The 17,355-nt window shown below is 67.7% G+C and carries 17 protein-coding genes and 1 pseudogene; 11 read left to right on the forward strand and 7 right to left on the reverse strand.

Annotated features, from left to right (window positions below; genetic code table 11):
- Positions 1-12: 12 nt before the first annotated feature.
- The 7 genes from OG386_RS34950 to OG386_RS34980 all read right to left on the reverse strand — a co-directional run bounded on the left by OG386_RS34950 (position 13) and on the right by OG386_RS34980 (position 7,182).
- On the reverse strand, positions 13-1,011 hold the full coding sequence (locus OG386_RS34950) for a ketoacyl-ACP synthase III family protein (protein WP_328791361.1): 999 nt from the start codon (positions 1,009-1,011) through the stop codon (positions 13-15).
- 11 nt (positions 1,012-1,022) lie between these two features.
- Entirely contained in the window at positions 1,023-2,618 is a 1,596-nt protein-coding gene (locus OG386_RS34955) for an amino acid adenylation domain-containing protein (protein WP_328791362.1), read from the reverse strand.
- Positions 2,611-3,366, reverse strand: coding sequence for a thioesterase II family protein (locus tag OG386_RS34960; RefSeq protein ID WP_328791363.1), 756 nt, complete (start codon positions 3,364-3,366; stop codon positions 2,611-2,613). Before OG386_RS34960 ends, OG386_RS34955 begins: the two co-directional genes overlap by 8 nt.
- Positions 3,367-3,376: 10 nt before the next feature.
- Entirely contained in the window at positions 3,377-3,652 is a 276-nt protein-coding gene (locus tag OG386_RS34965) for a phosphopantetheine-binding protein (RefSeq protein WP_328791364.1), read from the reverse strand.
- A 12-nt stretch (positions 3,653-3,664) separates the two neighbouring features.
- On the reverse strand, positions 3,665-4,612 hold the full coding sequence (locus OG386_RS34970; protein ID WP_328791365.1) for a chlorinating enzyme: 948 nt from the start codon (positions 4,610-4,612) through the stop codon (positions 3,665-3,667).
- A 261-nt stretch (positions 4,613-4,873) separates the two neighbouring features.
- Complete coding sequence (locus OG386_RS34975) at positions 4,874-6,157, reverse strand: cation:proton antiporter (RefSeq protein WP_328791366.1); 1,284 nt, start codon at positions 6,155-6,157, stop codon at positions 4,874-4,876.
- A gap of 437 nt (positions 6,158-6,594) precedes the next feature.
- Positions 6,595-7,182, reverse strand: coding sequence for a response regulator transcription factor (locus tag OG386_RS34980; protein ID WP_328791367.1), 588 nt, complete (start codon positions 7,180-7,182; stop codon positions 6,595-6,597).
- A gap of 1,402 nt (positions 7,183-8,584) precedes the next feature.
- Here OG386_RS34980 and OG386_RS34985 point away from each other — a divergent pair.
- The 11 genes and pseudogenes from OG386_RS34985 (at position 8,585) to OG386_RS35030 (ending at position 17,354) form a co-directional block, all read left to right on the forward strand.
- Positions 8,585-9,595 carry an alpha/beta hydrolase gene (locus OG386_RS34985; protein WP_328793479.1) on the forward strand — a complete coding sequence of 337 codons (1,011 nt, stop codon included), beginning with the start codon at positions 8,585-8,587 and terminating at the stop codon, positions 9,593-9,595.
- A gap of 192 nt (positions 9,596-9,787) precedes the next feature.
- Positions 9,788-11,524 (forward strand): fatty acyl-AMP ligase, encoded by a 1,737-nt coding sequence (locus OG386_RS34990; RefSeq protein WP_328791368.1) that lies wholly within the window; start codon positions 9,788-9,790, stop codon positions 11,522-11,524.
- Between the two features lie 165 nt (positions 11,525-11,689).
- Positions 11,690-12,661, forward strand: a complete 972-nt coding sequence (locus OG386_RS34995) for a hypothetical protein (protein WP_328791369.1) — start codon at positions 11,690-11,692, stop codon at positions 12,659-12,661.
- A gap of 39 nt (positions 12,662-12,700) precedes the next feature.
- Complete coding sequence (locus OG386_RS35000; RefSeq protein WP_328791370.1) at positions 12,701-13,579, forward strand: diiron oxygenase; 879 nt, start codon at positions 12,701-12,703, stop codon at positions 13,577-13,579.
- Positions 13,576-13,824, forward strand: coding sequence for an acyl carrier protein (locus OG386_RS35005; RefSeq protein WP_328791371.1), 249 nt, complete (start codon positions 13,576-13,578; stop codon positions 13,822-13,824). Before OG386_RS35000 ends, OG386_RS35005 begins: the two co-directional genes overlap by 4 nt.
- Positions 13,821-14,651 carry a hypothetical protein gene (locus OG386_RS35010; protein ID WP_328791372.1) on the forward strand — a complete coding sequence of 277 codons (831 nt, stop codon included), beginning with the start codon at positions 13,821-13,823 and terminating at the stop codon, positions 14,649-14,651. Before OG386_RS35005 ends, OG386_RS35010 begins: the two co-directional genes overlap by 4 nt.
- Positions 14,651-15,655, forward strand: a complete 1,005-nt coding sequence (locus tag OG386_RS35015) for an NAD(P)H-dependent flavin oxidoreductase (RefSeq protein ID WP_328791373.1) — start codon at positions 14,651-14,653, stop codon at positions 15,653-15,655. Before OG386_RS35010 ends, OG386_RS35015 begins: the two co-directional genes overlap by 1 nt.
- A complete protein-coding gene (locus OG386_RS35020) occupies positions 15,642-16,526 on the forward strand; it encodes an alpha/beta fold hydrolase (protein ID WP_328791374.1) in 885 nt (294 codons plus the stop codon). The genes OG386_RS35015 and OG386_RS35020 overlap by 14 nt, the downstream gene beginning before the upstream one ends.
- Positions 16,519-16,770 (forward strand): hypothetical protein, encoded by a 252-nt coding sequence (locus OG386_RS35025; RefSeq protein WP_328791375.1) that lies wholly within the window; start codon positions 16,519-16,521, stop codon positions 16,768-16,770. Before OG386_RS35020 ends, OG386_RS35025 begins: the two co-directional genes overlap by 8 nt.
- An 80-nt stretch (positions 16,771-16,850) precedes the next feature.
- Positions 16,851-17,021 (forward strand): annotated as a pseudogene (locus tag OG386_RS47030) (hypothetical protein); the annotation flags it as partial.
- A 6-nt stretch (positions 17,022-17,027) separates the two neighbouring features.
- Positions 17,028-17,354: a 4'-phosphopantetheinyl transferase superfamily protein gene (locus OG386_RS35030; protein ID WP_328791376.1), complete on the forward strand. Its 327-nt coding sequence runs from the start codon at positions 17,028-17,030 to the stop codon at positions 17,352-17,354.
- Position 17,355: the final 1 nt, after the last annotated feature.

Genomic DNA, 17,355 nt, shown 5'->3' on the forward strand with positions numbered 1-17,355 from the left:
CCCGGTTCCGCGTTACTTCTCGGGCGCCTGGACCACGGCACACGTGAACGTGTATCCGCCGGTGCCCTGGATGAGCATTCCGTACTCGCCGGGGTTCAGGCTGTCCTCGATGTCCACCAGGTTCGCCAGGAAGTCTCCGGCGCCGAGGCAGCCGGTCCCGTACTCGACGTAGCGGGGATCGCCTCCTATCAGCTCACTGATCGCGGGCTTGAACATGCCCTCGCGCATCGTCCGGGTGAGACGCGGCAGCGCGATGCTGCTGAGGTCCCCGGGCTCGATGCCCGCCGTGCGCAGAGCCCGCCGGATGAGATCGTGGAGTTTGGGAACGCCGAGCTTGACCATCCGCGCCGCCGCACCGGACTCCCTGAACTCCTTGTTGGCGGGACGGAGATCGATCGGAGCGCCGTGCCCCAGCGGAACGGAGGTGAACTCGGCACTCCCGCGGAGCTGGACCTCCCACTCGGAGTCCGTCACCATCTCCAGCGCACGGAGATGGAGGAAGTCGTCGCCCCCTCCCGTCCGGCCGAGCAGGACCGCCGTCGCCGAGTCCGAGTAGGCCGCGTCGTCGTCCGACGACCACCGATCGAACCCCGGTCCGGAGAACCGGTCTCCGCTCGTGACGAGAACCGTGCTCGTGGAAGGGGTGGAGCCCAACCACTTGGCCGCGATCTGCAGGGCCACGGCGCCACCGTTGCAGAGCTGCTGGACATTGATGGGAAGCCCGTCGACGATCCCGGCCTGATACGCGACGTAGTGCGCCGGCGACCACATGTCGAATCCCTGGTGGTAACTGAACGAATGGATCAGGCAGCCTATGGAGTTCGGCTCGATCCCACCCTTCTCCAGGGTGCTCTTGGCGGCCAGCACGGCCATCTGGGGCGGCGCGATGTCGTCCGGAGCGACGTGCAGTTCCGAAACACCGATGCGCTCGATATCCGCTGGGGTGAGCTCGCCGTCAGCGGGACCTTCCTTGCCCGGCGGAAGCCAGAGGGTCGCTGCCTTGATGCTCAAGCCGGTCGATGTCACTGGATCCGTGCCCTTCTCTCGTCTGCATTCGGGGTGTTGATGGCTGACAGGAGCGCCTTCCGGTCCACCTTGCCCGAGCCCGTCAGCGGCAGGCCGTCACGCACATGAATCTCTCCGGGCAGCATGTAGCGGGGAACCTTGGTGGCCAGGTGGTCGTGGCACGCCTGGGGTGTGCAATCCGCGTCGGCCGGCACCACGAAGGCCACCACGACCTTCTCGCCGGATTCCTTCTCGGTCGTGGTGACGTAACTCTGCTTGACGTACGGCACTTCGTTCATGAAGTGCGTGATCTCGCCGAGTTCGATCCGGAAGCCATTGACCTTCACCTGGTCGTCCAGGCGACCCTGGAAGACGACGTTGCCGTCTTCTCGGCAGAACCCGCGGTCTCCCGTGTGATAGAGGACGATCTTTTCGCCGTCGATGTCGTACTCGACGTACTTCTCCGTGGTCAGCTCGGGCATTCCCAGATAGCCCGGAGACAGTCCGGGGCCGCCCAGGCACACTTCGCCGGCCTCGCCGGGCGCGCACAGCCTGCCGTCCGAGACGACGTACAGGAGCGTATTCTGAATGGGCGATCCGATCGGCAGCGCGGATTGGCCCTGGACCGAACTGCGAACCGGATAGTACGTGGCGAACACGGAACACTCGGTCGGCCCGTAGACGCTGACGACCTTGCCGTCCCCGTAGTGGTCCCGTGCTCGTTCGATGTGCCCCAAGGAATGCGCTTCGCCGCCCGTGAGGATCGTCCGCACGCTGTTGAGCGTGCCAGGGGCTTCATCCACGATCACATTGAACAGAGCCGTCGTCACGAAGAGCACGGTGACGCCGTTCTGCTCCACGACGCGCTTCAGCTCCGAGAGCCGGACGTGGTCGGACGGGTAGAGCACGCATGTCCCGCCGTTCAGCAGCGCTCCCCAGATCTCGAAGGCCGCCGCGTCGAAGTACACCGAGGCCAGCTGCGGGATGACGGCGTCCGCGTCGAGGGGGGCGAAAGTGGCGTCGGACACCAGCCGGACGACGCCCCGATGCCGGATCGGAACGCCTTTGGGGGATCCCGTCGAGCCCGACGTGAAGACGATGTAGGCGAGGGAGTCCGGATCGACCCGCAAGGGCGGGTCCTTCTCGTCCGAGTCCAGCGTCCGCAGTTCGACGGGTACGACCCGCGCCCCCGCGAAACGCACCGTCAGCTCGTCGGGCGCGTCGGTCAGCAGGGCCGAGCAACTCGCCTGGTCGAAGATTCTCCTCAGCCGTTCATCCGGCCAGGTGCGATCGAACGGAAGGTACGTGGCGCCGCATTTGATGATCGCCAGCATGGCGACGATCATCTCCGGTGAGCGCTTGACGGACAGTCCCACGACGTGACCGGGTTCCACTCCGGCCGTGCGGAGCCGCACGCTCAGGCTGTTCGCAAGGCCGTTGAGCTCGCGGTACGTGAACCTCCGCTCCCCGTGGACGACCGCGACGGACCCCGGACGACGGCCGGCAGCGGCCTCGAAGAGCTCCTTCAGGCTCTCTGCCGGATACGCGGAACCGGTCCGGTTGATCTTCCGATGAATAGAGAGAGCCTCTTCCGAAACGGCGATCTTATTCATCCACATTCCTCAGACGTGTGTTGACGATTCTTGTCACGTGCTCCGGGTGGCTGTCCACGAAGAAATGTCCGCCAGGAACTTCGACCAGCTCGCAACCTTGCGTGGTGAACGCCCGCCAGCCGTGCATCGTTCTCCAGCTGTCAATCGCATCATCGATGCTGTATATGGCGGTGATGGGAACGTCCACACCCGAGCTGTGGCGGTGATCCCATGTCTCGGCGAGCTGGATTTCGCTGCGCACCGTCGGAAGGAGCAGCCGCAACAGCTTCTCCTGGACGAAGAGTTCCGCCGGCGTGCCGCCCATCTCAGCCACCGCATTCCGGAAATCCCTCTCCGTCATCCGGTGCATGTAGGGGCGCCTCTGCGGCACGTCCGGGCTCCGGCAGCCGGAGACGAAGAGCCGGCGCGTCATTCCGGGGTACGCGGCCGAGGCCAGGTGGGACAGCTCGTAAGCCAGCCGTCCACCGAAGCTGTGACCGAAGAAGGCGTGGCGGCGGTTCAGGTACGGCGAAAGTGCCTCGAAGACGTCGTCCACCAGGGGATCCCACCGCTCGTAGCGCGGCTCCGTGAGACGACGTCCCCGGCCGGGCAGCACGACGCACAACACCTCGACGTCGTCCGCGATCCCGTCGCACCAGGCGCGGAAGGTCTCGGGGCTCCCGCCCGCGTAGGGAAAGCAGAACAGCGTGCTGGCCGGCTCGGCCACCGCCTTGAGGGTCATCACCCACTTGTCGTGCGCCGCCGCCACGCCCACCCTGCTAGTCCGACACCGGGCCGGCGTGCTTGCCGTTCCGCTGGATGCTGGCCACGATGTCCGAGATCCGGCTCGTGGTGAACAGCTCGTCCGCGGGAAGCGAGTCGTCGCCGAACTCCCGCTCCGCCCGCTCGATGAGCTTCACCGCGGTGAGCGACGTGCCTCCGGCTTCGAAGAAGTCGTCTGCGCCGTCCGTCACCCGCAGGCCGAGCTGCTTGCACTCGTCGATGACCCACGCCTGCAGTGTTTCTGGTGCCATGCGGTTGTCCGTCTCGCTCATGTGTCGTCTCTCCTAGTGCACGGGGAAGCGGAATCCATTGACGGTGCTGTCGACAAAACGGTTGTGGTGATACCGGTCCGCACCGGACACCAGCACATTGCCGAACTTCTCAAGGCTGGCCCGCGCTCCGAATTCGTGGAGCTCGTCGGAGAACGGGTAGACCTTGACCTGGGTCGGAAGGTAACGGGAGGCGAATCCGAGACGCATCTGGTCTGTCTTTCCGCTGTGCGGATGAGATGCGTGCATGAGCGTGGACCAGAAGAGGATGAACTGCCCGCGGCGCATGACCTGGGAGACGGCCTTGGACTCGTCGGGGGTCCAGTTCGGGTCCTTCTGCAGCTGCCGGTAGTCGTAGCCGAAGAGCCCTCGCTTGACGCCGTCCTTCTCCACGTTGTTGATGACGTCCGGGTTGTATTCCATGATCTTGGACTCGTCGTAGTTCATCGACGTGTGAGTGCCCGGGATGAACTGGAGGCAGCCGTTGTCGACCGATGCCTCGGTGAAGGCGGTCCAGGCCGTGATGGTTCCTCCGAACTCCGCGTCCTCCGGCCACACGATGTGCGGGTGCTTCGCACCGTCGACGCTGGAGAAGTTGTCCGCCTGGTGCCAGTCCGTGCCCTCGTCCCCGGGGTACTTGGGGAAGAGCTCGGTACGCCAGCAGAGCGTGTCGGGTCCGAGGATGCTCGACACCCGGTCCACGATCTCCGGACGCGTGATGTGTTCGGCCAGGAAGTCGACATCGAGATGGCGGTCGTAACTGGCCGCCAGGTTCGTGTTGCCGGATTCCGTCTGCCCCTCGCTGTAGATCGACGTCTTGGTACGGAGCAGCTTCGGCCTGACCGCCTTGAAGTGTCCTTCCATCTCATCTTCTGTGTACAGATCGAAGGGGCCGATGTAGCCGTCGCGGGCGAACTGTTCAAGCTCCTCGGCGCTCAGTGCGAACGCTTTTGTGCGAGCCATTGATTCTCCTCGATCCTCATCGCGCTCGAAGACGTCGCTTGGAGCGGAACACGTCTGGATTTTCAGGTGCCGGCGGCTCGTTGGCCAGTGCACTGCCCGGAATCGCGCTTCAGGATTTCTCATCGGGCTTCCAGGCGATCACGTTATCTGCCGACGTGGTATTCGCGCGATATTAGAGTGACACCACGGCCTGTGAATTTCACATGTCTACGGGGGTGTTTCTCTTCCCCCGGCGAGTGGACGAGGCCGGTTCGACGCCGCTCAGGAGGAACTGCTCTTCGTCGCCATGGAGCGGGCTGTTGCCAGGCCGGCCCGCCCGGTGCCGCGGCGCCGCTCCGCGCGGTCGACGAGGCTGAGCAGCGGTCCCGTCATCGCCGTGGTCGCCAGGGCCATCACGATCAGGGCCAGCACCAGTTGCGCGGACAGGATTCCCGCGCGGTGGCCGGCCTCGAGCACGATCAGTTCCGTCAGGCCCCGGGTGTTCATCAGGGCTCCGACCCGGCAGGCCGAACGGGGACTCATGCCGCCCAGTCGGGCTCCCGCGTAGCCGCCGAGCAGCTTGCCCACGCACCCCAGTACGAGCGCGGCGGCGATCAGCGTCCAGGACGCGGCGGTGAACGCCTTGATGAGCACGGTGACGCCGGTGACCACGAAGAAGACGGGCGTCAGCGCCCGCCCGGCGCGCGACACGGCGGCCACCGGGCCGGCCCAGAGAGCCATGGCATCACCCGTGATCGCCAGGCCGACCATCGCGGCACCGACGATGGCGGTCATGCCCAGGTGCTCGGTCAGCAGCGCCGTACCCAGCGCGGCTGCACCGAGGAGGACCGCTGACGTCTTCGGCATCCGTACGCACAGTCGGCGCGCCGGCCCGGTCCGCAAACCCACGCGCAGCAGGAACGCGCAGGCGCCGCCCACGAGGAGCGCGATGCCGGATTCGCCCAGTCCCGATAAATTGCCCGCGCCGAGGCCGATGGCGAGCGTGAGCATGATCCAGCCGAGTCCGTCCATGGCCACGGCGGCGGCCAAGGAGGACCGCCCTTCGAACGAATCGCTCATGCGCCGGTCGCTGAGGATGCGGGACAGGACGGGGACCGCGGTGATGGACATGGCCACCGCGACCATCAGCAGGAAGGCGGGAAATGACGCTTCGCCACGGGCCCCCGAGTCGTCGGTGACCTCGATGACGCCCACCAGCACCAGCCCGGTGACGAGGGGCAGCGCGAAGGCGCCGGCGATGAGGGCGGAGAGGGTGCGCTTCGAGGGTCCGTCGGAGCCCAGCCGTAAGTTGTGGGCGAGTCCGACCAGGTAGAGCACGAGCCCGGTCTGGCCGACCAGTTTGAGCAGGCCGAGCACGCCGGGTGGCAGCAGCGCGTCGAGCAGTTCGCGGTCGGAGAACGCGAGCACGACGGGGCCTATGAGCAGCCCGACCGTGACCTCCCCGACGACTTCCGGCTGCCGCAGCCACCGGGCGCAGGACCGTCCCGCACGTGCGAGGAGCAGGACGACGGCGAGCGCTGCGATCACATGCAGCGGACGTGTCAAGAACTCTGATGTTTCCATGGAGTGAGGCCCTTCGTGGCTGCCCTATCGTGGATGGGCAAGGAGGCCGGGCCGACGCCGCGGTGCCTCACAGCTCGGCCTTGACCTGCATGTGTGTATCGACCGACCAGCGGGAGACGGCTCGACAGGCGCGTCACGGTGGCGGGCGTGGGAGGGCAGGGGAAACCAGCCCACCGGCCGGACTTCCGCCCAGTGACTCGTCCCCCGCGCGGCGCCGGAGCAGGAAGGCTCAAGTGCTGTGCGCGGGGGACGAGTTCACAGTGGCCAGCTCACAAGGGACGGCGGGTCGATCGGCCGTACGGAATCCGCCGGGGCCGACCGGGGGAGGACGCGGCGAGCGTGCCGGGAGCCTTCAGGAGGCGTGGCGTCCTCGGAGAGCGGTACGGCGGACGGGTGGTCCGCGGCGGTGAGCGCGGAAATCAGATCCAGTTCGACTTCTGGGCTATCCGCAGTGCGTCAATTCGGTTGCGTGCGTGCAGCTTTGCCACCACGGACGAGAGGTAGTTGCGTACGGTCCCTCGCGATAGGTGCAACTGCGCCGCGACCTCGTCGATCGTGTCGCCTCGAGAGATGTTCTCCAATACGGAGAACTCCCGTTCGGTCAGCGGGCAGTCCTCGTTGATCAGCGCGGCGACCATCAGTTCCGCGTCGAAGACCCTCTCCCCCTGATGCACACGGTGGATGGCTTCGAAGAACTGGCGTGGCCGCATGCTTCGCTCGACGATTCCGCCGATGCCGGCGGCGAATGCCTGGCGGACGATCGACCGGGTGGACGCAGTGACGAGCAGCATGCTTCGACAGCCCGGGATGCTCGCAATCTTTTCGGCGATGACGATTGCGTCGTTGTCAGCGCCTTCTAAGCTGAGGAGCACTACGTCGGGGCTGTGTAATTCGGCGAACTCCAGTGCGCTGAGGTTGTTATCCGCAGATCCGACGAGGCGGATTTCCTCGTGCCGCTCCAGTAGTGCCGTGAGCCCGAAGCGTGATAGATGCAGGCCGTCTGACATGAATACGTCGATTCCCACTCGTCCCCCAACGTAAATTTTCGATCGTCAGCCGAGTGGCCCGCGGCGACCCGACTCGTGGCAGGTAAGCAGCGTCGAGAATAGCACTCCTGTGCGAAATGTTGGTGCTCCACGCCGCCCGTGCCGGGGCCTGTATGACATGCGCAATGCATCAAAGGTGAAAGCCGGCGAGGCTGGTCGATTACTCCCGGATCAGCCCTTTCGAAAGCCTTGGAAGTTTGAAGTCGCACCGGTTGAACGTGCTCCGATGCAGCCGGCGCGCGCAGGGTCGAAGCCGCGGTGTGCCGCACTCTGTCAGGTCGGCTCCTCCGGAGGTGCCGAGTGAAGACCCGTTGCTCATGCCGCTGTTGCGGCCGGGGAGCAGGGGCTCGGTTTGCTCTGGGGCGGCACGCCGTTCCACATGCGGGGGTCCGCGTGTGTGGTGGGGGCTTCGGTTCGGTGGTCCGAACGGGGTTTGTCCCGATTCGGCCGAGCGCTTGGCCGGTTCCGAGCGTCTTCCCTCGGGCGTGGAGAGCCCGAACTCGGCAGTCGCCGTGCCCACTCGAACTCAACAACCCGGACGGTCGGCCCTTTTTTGCGGCTCGACACTCGGCGGCGTCGTTGAAGGAGTGGGCCCCGGGAGGGCTACCGGTTACGGTCGGAGTCGCCCGTGTCGCATGTCAACTCAGAGATGCGGTACGTGTGAGTGGGCAGAAGGTCACAGTGTTGGTGAACATTTTTCCCCCGTCTTTACCCGTTAGTGGCAAACACGTTAGCAGCGGCCCGACGGGTTGTCACCCGGCTAACTCAGGCCACATGGGTTACGTGCGGAACTCGAGCCTCCGTTTCATCGCAGCGGGACTGAACAGCCCGGTGGCGACGGCTCGGGGGAGGTGCCCCGCATGACACGCGGCATCCACTGTGCCACGTGTGCGGGGGCGCCGACACCACGCCGGCGTTCCCCGAGCCGATGCAGGGAGGTCGGCCGCGCCCGGGCAGGCCTCGCCGCCATGTCGGATCCGGCCCGCGCCGTGCGGGGCCTGAATTTTTAACCGCAAGTCGTGAGAACTGCTTATGCGAGGGCCGGGGGTGCGCGTTGTAGCGTGCCGGTGTCGGCGGCCCGGTCCGGCGCTCGGTTGCTCCGCCGTTCGCGTGGGGATCGTCGCAACGGGGTCGCGGAACACCGACACTGCCCCCCCCGCACCTGGTGCGGGCGATCGTCCGTCCTCCCGCACGGACCTGACGGGCAGTAGTGCGCGACGGAGCTGCACCCGCCTTCGGCGCGGGTCGCCGCGATCGTACGACGGACCGATGCGCCGTACTCGGCGAACCAGGGGTACGGACTCCGCGGTTCTGAACGTACTGACCACTTGGCTGGTGTGACCCCGAGGAGAGTCTCGTGCCCATGGACCGCTTCATCCGCGCCTTGATCCAATGGCAGGCGGTCGACCCCCAGGCTCCGGCGCGCACCCTCACGGTCGACCAACTGCGCCGGAGGTACGCGGAAGGCGCGGTGAACTCCCGCCGCGGTGCTGCACCGGAACCCGTCGGCGCCGTGACCGATCAGCGGATCGACGGCGTCGAGGGCCGCTTCGGCGTGCGGACGTACCGGCCGGTCTCCGACCGGAAGCGCCTCGTGACGTACCTGCACGGCGGCGGCTGGACCGTCGGAGACGTCGACACCCACGACGGGGTCTGTCGGCGCATCGCCGCCGCCCTCGGCGCCGTCGTGGTCTCCGTCGACTACCGGCGTGCGCCGGAACACCCCTATCCCGGCCCGCTCCATGACGGGATCACGGCGGCGCAATGGGCGGCCGGCGAGTTCCCCGGTCGTGAGCACGTGATCGCGGGCGACAGCGCGGGGGCGGCGCTGGCCGTGGGGGTCGCCCTGCACCAACGGGACCACGCAGCCGTCGACTTCCGAGCGCAGCTCCTCGTATACCCGCCGGCCGACCCGGAGATGAAGTCACCGTCCATCCGCACCTACGGCTCGGGCTATCTGACGGACGTCGACGATCTGCGGTGGTACTACGAGCAGTACGTGCAGGATCCGAGGCAGAGCACCGACCCGGCGATCGATCTGCTCCGCGCCGATCTGCACGGGATGCCGCCGACGGTGATCGGCACCGCGGAGTGCGATCCGTTGCACGACGAGGGGGTCGAACTGGCCGGCCGGTTCGCCGCAGCGGGCGTCCCGGTGGAACACGTCGAGGGCCGGGGCCTGGTGCACGGCTATCTGCTCCTGGCCGATGTCGTCCCTGCGGCCGCGAAGGTGACCACCGCCGTGCTGGACGCATTGGAGAGGACCCTGACGGCAGCAGCACGACCGCACTCGGCCCCCGAACTCCGGGTCAGCGCAACGAACGACGCCGAACCCTTCGCGGGCGGCGTCCGGACCGCGGCGATTTCGGGCTGATCTCCTCGCACGACCCGGGTGGGGCCGCTCGCGCCGCATGCGAACGGCGGGCACCACGACACGCCCGGCCGGCCGTCGCCGCCCCGGCGAGCGCCGCACCTCAGGGCACCGCCGCCGAACTTCCTTCCGTGCACGACCGGCCGACAAGGAGTCCTGCCTGTGAACAGCATCGGACCGCATGCGAATGCAGACGTGCGTACCGTTCCCGACGCGCTGCGGTTGCGCAGTGAGAAACAGCCCGACGAGACCGCCTTCGTCTACCTGCTCGACGGTGAGGTTCCCCACGAGACCCTCACCTATCGCGAGCTCGACGAGATCGCCGCTCTCCGGGCCGCCGCCTTCGCCGCCGTCGGCCTCGCCGGCCGCAGCGCCGTCCTCATGTACCCCACGGGCCTGGAGTTCGTTCGGTCCGTCGTGGGGTGCATGTACGGGCGGGTGGCCGGTGCGCCCGTCCAGGTGCCCCGGCGCCTCGACGAGGTGGAGCGGATGCGCCGGATCGCCGACGACGCCGGTACCTCGATCGTCCTGACCACCGCGGAGGTGGCCCGCGACCTCCAGGAGAGCTACGGCGACGAGCCGGCCCTGGCCGGGCTCACCCTGCTGGCCACCGACACCCTCGCGTACGGCGCGGACCTACCCGAGCCGCCGCGGCCGAGCCCCGAGGACATCGCGCTGCTGCAGTACACGTCCGGTTCCACGGGGCGCCCCAAGGGAGTCGTCGTCACCCACGCGAACTTCCTCGCCAACGCGGCCGAGACCGACGAGGCGTTCCCGTGCGAGCCCGACGGCACCGTGGTGAGCTGGCTGCCCCTCTTCCACGACATGGGCATGCTCTTCGGCGTCGTCATGCCCCTGTGGGCGGGCATCCCCGCCTATCTGATGGCCCCCGAGGCGTTCATCCGCCGCCCGGCGCGCTGGCTCGAAGCCCTCGCCCGGTTCGGCGGAACGCACGCGGCGGCGCCCAGTTTCGCCTACGAACTGTGCGTGCGCGCCGCCGCGGACGGCAAGACCGGCGCCGTGGGCGACCTGTCGCGCTGGCGGACGGCCGCCAACGGAGCCGAGCCGGTGCGCTGGGCCGCCATCCGGTCCTTCATCGACGCGTTCGCGCCGTACGGCTTCAACCCTCGTGCCATGAGTCCCGGTTACGGTCTGGCGGAGAACACCCTCAAGACCACCGCCTCACGCGCGGACCAGGAACCCACCGCGCTCTGGGTCTGCGGTCAGGCCCTCGGCGAAGGCGTCGTGCGACCCGTCGGCGAAGGTACCGACGGCTCCGTTCCCCTGGTCAGCAACGGGAGTACGGCGGGCCGCACCCGGGTGCGGATCGTGGATCCCGTCACGCGGCACGCGTTGCCCGAGGGCCTGGTCGGGGAGATCTGGATCGACGGCCCCTGCACGGCCGCCGGTTACCTCGGGCGGGACGAGGAGACGGAGGAGACGTTCCGAGCACGTCTCGCGAGTGCGGGCGCCCTCGGCCGGCCCCACCTGCGCACGGGCGATCTCGGCTTCCTGTACGACGACGAGCTGTACGTCGCCGGACGCCTGAAGGACGTCATCGTCCGCAAGGGCCGCAACCACTACCCGCAAGACTTCGAGCTCACCGCCGAGCGCGCCGTGCCGGGCCTGCACCCGAACAGCGTGAGCGCGTTCTCCTGCGACGACGGACGGGCCGAGCGGCTCGTGCTGGTGGTGGAGGTGGACGGCAGGCTCCTCAACTCCCCGGGCGCCGGGGCCGTGCGCGCGCAGGTGTTCGAGGCAATACGGAGCGGGCACCGGATCACACCGGACGACATCGTGGTCGTACGGCGCGGGGGGCTGCCGAAGACCTCCAGCGGAAAGGTGCAGCGCAGGGAGTGCAAGCGGTGCTACGAGAACGGCGAGCTGCGGATCGTGGCCTCGGGCGTCGTCGCCGTGACGCGTGAGGAATAGACGTGCAAAACGCATGGGGGAGCGTGTGAAATCGGCCTGTTGCGGCGCAATTGCAGAATGGTAGCGTCGTGCCCGTTCCGGGGATTCACGCAGGAGCCGGGGGTTTCGACCGCGCACGGCGGGCCCCGAATCGTCGGCGTGTTCTTCTTTCTGGAGGGGTAGCCCGTGTCAGACCGAACCGAAAGCCTGGGCCTCCCTTGGGAAAAGGTGGCGGACCTCATAGAATTCGTTCCCGCCGAGTACTCCAACAAGACCCAGTCGGAGTCCGTGGCGCGCGAATTGCTGCGCTGCGACTCGGCGGACATCGACAGGCTCGTCGATGCGTCCTTGCCGTTCGAAGAGCGTGCGGGAGTGCGCTATTTCGACATGAACGACCTGTATAACCTCGGGATGTACTCACAGAGGTCCGACACGCAGCCGGAATTGACGTTCCGAATGCTGTTCCGATTCGCCGGCCGTTCGGTCGAAAGTCTGCTGCGTCCGAAGTCCTGGGGGTTCCGCGTCCACCTGGAGTGCACCGCCTGCGAGGGGCCGGCGCCCTGGCGCTTCGAGGCGCCCGACGTCGCCCGCTTCGGCGGAAGCATCGTCGGCGGGTCGGCCCCCGAGCCGGGCTCCGGGACGGCCACGTACGAGGCGACCGTCACCACGACGGGCGCACGCACGCCGCTGGTCTCCCCCGAGCTGCGCACCCTGACCCGTGACTACCTCGATTCCGGCTACCGCTGGCAGATGGTTCCGGTCGCCATGCAGGCGGACCACCAGCTCGTGCACTCACTGGGCGCGACCAGTTGCATCGCCGCGAGCCTGCTGCTGGCCGAGCGGTTCCGCGCGGCCGGATACCGGGCCGAGGCGAAGCGGGGCTGGTTCTGCGGCGTGCTCGGCGGCGCCCTCGACCTGCCGCACGCGTGCGTGGAGGTGGAGGACGAGGACGGAGTCCTCAAGAGCGTCGACATCGCCAAGGCGCAGTTGGCCGCGCGGCTTTCTTCGGACACCGAGGACTTTCAGGAACTGTGCCTGGGGTCGACGTACAACAAGGTGATCCAGTCCACCGCTTCGGGTAACGCCTCCTTCGGCTACCACGCATGCGGTTCTCCGGTGCCGGCCCACGTGCGCGCGGACATCCGATCGGCTCGTTGAAGCTGAACTATTTGCATCACTGTGTGGGAGGGCGAGTAAATGGCAGTGCCTGAGATCGAACCGATCGTGCTTGAGCTGGACCGGCTGGAGAACATGGCCGAAGCTGGTTACTACAACCCGTACACGATGTTCGACTGGCCTGACGCGATCGAGCCGGACATGCCCTGGATGAGCGAGAACCTCACCACGCTGGCGGGCACCCCCATGTGGGACGAGCTCACGCGTGAACAGCAGATCGCGCTGACCCGGTACGAGGCGATCAATTTCTTCAGCCTCAACATCCACGGAATCCGCGAGCTGCTCAGCGAGGTGGTGATGCGCATTCACGACCGAACCTACGCGGACGCCTCGGAGTTCCTGCACCACTTCATCGGTGAGGAAAACGAGCACATGTGGTTCTTCGCGCAGTTCTGCCTGCGCTACGGCGGCAAGCTGTATCCGGCGCAGCCGACGCTGAAGGCCGACTCCGTGGAGCACCTGTCGCCGGTGGCCCGCGAGCTCATCGTGTTCGCGCGCATCCTGATCTTCGAGGAGATCGTCGACTACTACAACGCGTACATGGCGACCGACGAGTCGTTGCCGCACATCGCCCGTGAGATCAACCGGGTGCACCACCAGGACGAGAGCCGGCACGTCGCGTTCGGGCGGATGATCTTCACCAACCTGCTCGGCCAGGTGGTCAAGCGCGACCCGGACGAGGTGCCGGTGGTCGCCGAGTACCTGGAGAACTACCTCCAGTACAGCATCGCGACCCTCTACAACCCGGCCGCCTACCGCGACGCGGGCATTCCCGACGCGCTCGCGCTGCGGCGCCGTGCACTGGAGCACCCGGCCCGGGCGGAAGCGCACGACCAGGTACTGAAGCGGACGAGGAAGTTCCTGTCGAAGGCGGGCGTAGGCATGGAGTTGATCAAGTGAGGGCCGAACCGATGCAGGCGCTCCGGGAGTTCATCTTGAACCGCAACCCCAAGCTGGAGGACCTGCCCGACGATCTGGACCTGATCGACAGCCGGGCCATCAACTCGCTGGCGTTCGTCGAGTTCATCTTCCTGCTCGAGGAGCTGACCGGCGAGCCGATCGATCCGGAAGACGTGGACCTGGACGATTTCCGCACGCTCGTCGCGATCGAGGCGACATTCTTCATGAAGGAAGCGGCACGATGACCACAGCAGCGATCGACAACGGTCTGGGCGTTCTCGACGGGAGCCAGTTGCGGCTGCTGCGGGCGTTCGACGCGCTGGTCCTGCGCTGGGCCGATGCCTGGGGCGCGCCGGAGTTCCGGTTCCCGTTCTTGATGCGTTGTCAGGACCTGGACACCTTCGACTACTACGACAACTTCCCGCATCTGGGCCTCACCGCGACTCGACTCGATCCCCAGCGCCTCGGCACCCACCTGGCGCAGAGCTCCCGGCCGGTCGACCGGATGCCCACCGAGGTCATGGAGCCGACGGCGTTCGCGCTGCCCTCGGCGGCGTGCTACTCGATCTACCTGGACCTGGCCGGCTCCACGCTGGCCGCCGAGGGCACGTTGCGGACCACGGTCGGTACGTGTTTCCGCAACGAGGACCACTACCAGGGCCTCCAGCGCCTGCTCGGATTCACCATGCGGGAGATCGTCTGCGTGGGGCCGGAGGAGGCGGCGAAGGGACATCTGATCCGCGCCAAGGACGCCGTGACGGCCCTGTGCGCCGAACTCGGTCTGGACGTGGAGGTGGAGGTCGCCACCGATCCGTTCTTCGACAAGAACGGCGGCAAGGCGAAGATGCAGCGGCTGTTCCCGGTGAAGGAGGAGTTCGTCGTCAACGGCGTGGCGATCGGCTCCGTCAACTACCACCGGAACTTCTTCGGCGAGCGGTGCGAGATCCGGGCCGGCGACGAGACGGCGCACACCAGCTGCCTCGCCTTCGGCATGGAACGTTGGGTACACACCCTGACCGACCGGTTCGGCACCACCGCCGCGGCGGTGTCCGCGCTCGAAAGCGTCCGTTGATGCGTTCCACCGTGGCGGCGGTACTCGGTACGCAGGTGAGCCTGCTCCAATCGGGCATGGGCGGTGTCGCGGGAACGGAACTCGCCTGCGCGGTGTCCCGGGCCGGCGCGGCGGGTTGCGTGGGCGGGTACAAGCTGGTCGGCGACGCGCTGTCGGCCGTACTGGAACGGCTGGTCGCCGGCACCGATCGGCCCGTCGGAGTGAACCTGATCCCGGAGGTGGTCGGGCCCGAGGAGCTCGACCGCCAGGTGGCGCAGGTGCTCGCCGAGACGCCGCGGCACGTGTACGTCTCGCTGTTCGGCATGCCCGAGGACGCGGTGTTCGAACGGGTCGCCGCGGCGGGGCGGCAAACGGTGGTGCAGGTGGGGACCGTCGAGGACGGTGTGCACGCGGCCGAACGCGGCGCCGTGGTGGTGGTCCAGGGCATCGAGGCCGGTGGCCACCTGCTGGGCACGTCGCGGCGGGACGACCTGGTCTGCGCCCTGCGGGACCGGCTGCCCGACGCCTGCCTGGTAGCCGCGGGCGGCATCGGCGGGCCGGTCGAGGCCGAGCGTGCCGTTGCCGCAGGAGCCGACGGCATCCTGCTCGGCACGGCCTTCGTCGTCGCACACGAGTCGCGCGCCCACGGCCGCTTCAAGTCGGCGGTGACCGCGGCCGAAGCCGGCGACACCGTGATCACCGACGTCTACGAGATCGGATGGCCCGGCCGCCGGCACCGGGTGCTGGCGACGGCCGTGACCGCCGACCCCGCGCAACCCAGGAAGTTCATCGGGCGCACGGTGGTCGAGGGGAAGCCGTACCTGGTACCGCGCTTCAGCGCGGCCGTACCGACCGAAGCGACCAGCGGGCGCATCGACGAGATGGCGTTGTACTGCGGGCAGTCCTGCACCGCGGTCTCCGCCGAAGCCTCGGCGGCCGACGTCGTCGCCGCGTACGCAAGCGTGCTGCGGAGTCCGCAGACCACACAGACCCAGAGAAGGACGGAAATCCGTGTCGGACAGTGAAGCCCAGCAGCCGAGTGAATTCGAGAATCCGTACGATCTGTCGTACCGCGAGGACACCCCCCGCATACGCACCAGGGAGGGCGTCGAGCTCTACTACGAGTCCAGCGGTGAGGGACCGGCCCTGACGCTGCTCAACAACTACTTCTTCACGGCCCCGTTCTGGCGGCCACACACCCAGACGCTCGTCAAGGACCACCGCGTCGTGAGCTTCGACCAGGCCAACCACGGCGCGTCCACACGGCTCGATCGGGAGCCGACCTGGGAAGAGCACGCGGCGGACGTGATCGGGCTGCTCGACGCGCTGGAGATCGACGCGACCTACCTGGTCGGCACGTCCTCCTCCTCGCAGCTGGCCAGGGACTTGGCGCTCGCACACCCGGACCGGGTCAAGGGCATGGTGCTGGCGGGTCCGGTCTTCGGGGTCAAGAACATGCGGCGCCACCGGCAGTTGAACCGCTCGTGGCTCCAGACGCTGCAGAGCCACGGCATGGCCGGCCTGTACAACCAGATCTACCCCGAGGTGGTCAGCGGGCAGATGAACGAGGAAGGCGGCACACCGGGATTCCTCGGGCTCCGGGAGAGCTTCCTGGCGATGTGCACCCCCGAGGTGGTCACCAACGGGGTAGCCCTCGTCCAGACCGGCGACCCCAGTTCCACGCTGCTGTCCCGCGTGACCGCGCCCACCATGCTCGTCCTCGGGGACGACGACATCCTGCTGAGCCCGCAGCGCGGTCACGAGGTCGCTGCGCTGTTCCCCGACGGGCGCTGCGAGATCATTCCGAACGCCGGGCACATGCCGTTCCTCGACGCCCCCGAGCACTTCGAGACGCTCGTCGCCGAGTTCGTAGAGGAAGTGGAATCGCGTGTCTGATGCGGAGTCCGAGCTCCGGCAGCGGGTTCGCGGACTGCTGGTCGACCTCTTCGGCAGCGAGCGCTTCGCCGGCCTCCCGGACTCCGTGTCGCTGCGCGAGGCCGGACTGCCGTCCACCGGGCTGGTGAGCCTGCTGGTGGCGATGGAGGACGCGTTCGGGTTCGAGTGGGACGACGACGTCGAGCCGGAGGTGATGCGCTCGATCGACTCACTGGCGCGTCACGTCCTGGCCCTGCGGAACTGACGGCCGTAGGGCTCCCCGGGGGTCCCGGGACGGGACTTCCCGACGGGGTCGGCCCGGAGGTGACGGCGGTGTTCCGCCCGGTGGCACCCCCCTACGGACCGGCTCAGCAGTCCGCGGCGGGCCGTCGCGCGTCCGCTGCGGCCCTCACGTCCGCCGGGTCGGCAGACCGGACCGTTCCCCGCGAAGCTGACGGGCGGCCGTGCTTTCCCAAGGGATTCGCCGGATCGATCTCTCACACAGAGTGCTGGGCGGTCGCGGTGGTGGTCCCCGGGGCCGAGGCGGTCGGCGTCGACATCGAGAACGGGGTCATCACGCCCCGCGCGGCCGGGTTCGTCCTGGCGGAGCGGGAGCGGCACACGCTGCTCGGGCCACCCGGGGGGTACACCGCGCGCGATCTGTTCGCCGCGAAGGAAGCGGCCTTCAAGGCCCTGAGCAGCATGGGAAGACTCGGAGATTTCACGTTCTGGCGGATCGGGCTCCGCCGGTTCGGCGACGGGCTGCTCGCCTCGTACCGCGGCGAGCCGGTACCGGTGTGGGTCCGCTCCGAGGCAGATCTGTCGTTCGCCGTGGCGATACGGCGATGAA

This window comes from Streptomyces sp. NBC_00273 (assembly GCF_036178145.1).
Classification (GTDB): domain Bacteria; phylum Actinomycetota; class Actinomycetes; order Streptomycetales; family Streptomycetaceae; genus Streptomyces.

What these genes read in the sequence shown, in the direction of transcription:
- OG386_RS34955 (WP_328791362.1), bottom strand. Translation starts at nt 2,618, where the DNA reads ATGAATAAGATCGCCGTTTCGGAAGAGGCTCTCTCTATTCATCGGAAG.
- OG386_RS34965 (WP_328791364.1), bottom strand. Translation starts at nt 3,652, where the DNA reads ATGAGCGAGACGGACAACCGCATGGCACCAGAAACACTGCAGGCGTGG.
- OG386_RS34970 (WP_328791365.1), bottom strand. Translation starts at nt 4,612, where the DNA reads ATGGCTCGCACAAAAGCGTTCGCACTGAGCGCCGAGGAGCTTGAACAG.
- OG386_RS34980 (WP_328791367.1), bottom strand. Translation starts at nt 7,182, where the DNA reads ATGTCAGACGGCCTGCATCTATCACGCTTCGGGCTCACGGCACTACTG.
- OG386_RS34985 (WP_328793479.1), top strand. Translation starts at nt 8,585, where the DNA reads ATGGACCGCTTCATCCGCGCCTTGATCCAATGGCAGGCGGTCGACCCC.
- OG386_RS35000 (WP_328791370.1), top strand. Translation starts at nt 12,701, where the DNA reads ATGGCAGTGCCTGAGATCGAACCGATCGTGCTTGAGCTGGACCGGCTG.
- OG386_RS35010 (WP_328791372.1), top strand. Translation starts at nt 13,821, where the DNA reads ATGACCACAGCAGCGATCGACAACGGTCTGGGCGTTCTCGACGGGAGC.
- OG386_RS35015 (WP_328791373.1), top strand. Translation starts at nt 14,651, where the DNA reads ATGCGTTCCACCGTGGCGGCGGTACTCGGTACGCAGGTGAGCCTGCTC.